The following is a 1,893-nucleotide window of genomic DNA, read 5'->3' as shown; positions in this document are numbered from 1 at the left end:
ACCGGGCCCTGCTCGCCGCGCTGCGCGGGGACGTCGCCGCCCTCGTCGACCGGCGTGCCGCGCCGCGCCAGCTGCTGGTGCTGGCGGGGCTGCCGCTGCGCGGTCCCGGCAAGCCCGACCGGCGCGCGCTGCGCGAGCTGGCCGGCGTGGAGGGGGCGGGCACCACGCACGCCGGTTGAACGTTGTCCGACCGTCCGACACCGCCCCGCCGCAGCGGGGCGCCGCCCGAGGAGGTGCCAGCCGGCATGTTGCGCGTGCTGCCCGTCGTCATCCAGCTCGCCCTGCTCGTCTACTGCCTGGTGGACTGCGCGCAGGCGCGCGAGGTGCGCAACCTGCCCCGCTGGGCGTGGCTGCTGCTGATCGTCCTGGTGCCCGTGGCGGGCCCGCTGGCCTACCTGCTGGCGGGCCGTCCCCAGCGCCGCCCGCACCTGCCGCACCGACCCGCCGGTGGTGCGCGCCCGGCACCGCGCGGGCCGGACGACGACCCGGACTTCCTCCGCGACCTCGACCGGCGCCGGCGTCCCGGCGGCACGGGCCCGGACGCGGCGGGCCCGGACGGCGGCAAGGGTCCCGACGCGACGACCTGAGCGGGTGGTTCCGGGCCCGGCGGCTCCACCCCCACCGGGTGTTCCACCGCGGTTCACCCGACGCCACCTCGGTGTTCACCTCCCGGACACCACCGGCTCGTGACGCTGCACCACGTGCGCGTCGCCGTCGTCACCGAGTCCTTCCTGCCGCAGGTCAACGGGGTCACGAACTCCGTCCTGCGGGTCCTCGACCACCTGGACGACACCGGCCACGAGGCCGTGGTCGTCGCGCCCGGGCCGGGACCGGCGTCGTACGGGCGCACCCCCGTCGTGCGGGTGCCGTCCAGCCCGCTGCCGCTCTACGCGGAGCAGCGCCTGGCGTGGCCCGGCCCGGAGCTGTCCCGCGCGCTGCGCGCCTTCCGCCCCGACGTCGTCCACCTGGCCGCCCCGGCCGTGCTCGGCGCGCAGGCCGCACCCCCGGCCCGCGCCCTGGGCGTCCCCGTCGTCGCGGTCTACCAGACCGACCTGCCCGGGTACGCCGCGCGTTACCGGGTGCCCGCCCTCTCCCGCGCCGCCTGGTCCTGGGTGCGCCGGGTGCACGCCCCCGCCGCCCGCACGCTGGCCCCCAGCCGGCACGCCTGCGAGCAGCTGCGCACCCACGGCGTGCACCGCGTCAGCCGCTGGCCGCACGGCGTGGACCCGTACCGGTTCTCCCCCGGGCACCGCGACGACGACCTGCACCGCCGGCTCGCCCCGCAGGGGGAGGTCCTCGTCGGCTACGTCGGCCGGCTCGCCCCGGAGAAGGAGCTCGGCCTGCTCGCCGCGGTGCAGCGGCTGCCCGGCGTCCGGCTCGTCATCGCCGGTGACGGCCCGCAGCGCGCGGCGCTGCGCAGGCAGCTGCCGCGGGCGCGCTTCCTTGGGATGCTGGGCGGGCAGGAGCTGTCCGCCCTGTTCGCCTCGCTGGACGTGTTCGTGCACACCGGCCGCCACGAGACGTTCTGCCAGGCCGCGCTGGAGGCCCTCGCCAGCGGCGTGCCGGTGGTCGCGCCCGCCGCGGGAGGGCTGCTGGACCTCGTCGAGCCGGGCGTCAACGGCGAGCTGTTCGCGCCGGGGGCGGCCGGGGAGGTCCGCCGGCTCGTGCAGGAGCTGGCGGAGGACCCGGTGCGGCGCCGGCGCATGGCCGCCGCCGCCCGGGCGTCGGTCGCGGGGCGGGGCTGGGGGGCCATCGGCGACGAGCTGCTGCGGACCTACCGCAGCGTGCTGTCCTGACCCACCCCCGGCGCGGGTCCCGGCACCACGGGTCGCGGCGACGGGGCCCGACGACCGTCCTCAAGGCGGTGCCCGCGCCGGCCGAGACGGGGACGTG

General features: G+C 78.8%; 2 protein-coding genes. Both read left to right on the top strand.

What is annotated here, in order from left to right:
• Positions 1 to 245: 245 nt before the first annotated feature.
• Positions 246 to 587 (top strand): PLD nuclease N-terminal domain-containing protein, encoded by a 342-nt coding sequence (locus ABEB16_RS20585; RefSeq protein ID WP_345714055.1) that lies wholly within the window; start codon positions 246 to 248, stop codon positions 585 to 587.
• Between the two features lie 114 nt (positions 588 to 701).
• Positions 702 to 1,796: a glycosyltransferase family 4 protein gene (locus tag ABEB16_RS20580; protein ID WP_425560277.1), complete on the top strand. Its 1,095-nt coding sequence runs from the start codon at positions 702 to 704 to the stop codon at positions 1,794 to 1,796.
• Positions 1,797 to 1,893 lie beyond the last annotated feature (97 nt).

This window comes from Kineococcus glutinatus (genome assembly GCF_039542765.1).
Taxonomy (GTDB): Bacteria; Actinomycetota; Actinomycetes; order Actinomycetales; family Kineococcaceae; genus Kineococcus_A; species Kineococcus_A glutinatus.
This window is presented reverse-complemented; position numbering and strand designations above follow the sequence as displayed.

Excerpts from the sequence above, each read along its gene's own strand:
- ABEB16_RS20585 (WP_345714055.1), top strand. The coding sequence starts at position 246 with ATGTTGCGCGTGCTGCCCGTCGTCATCCAGCTCGCCCTGCTCGTCTAC.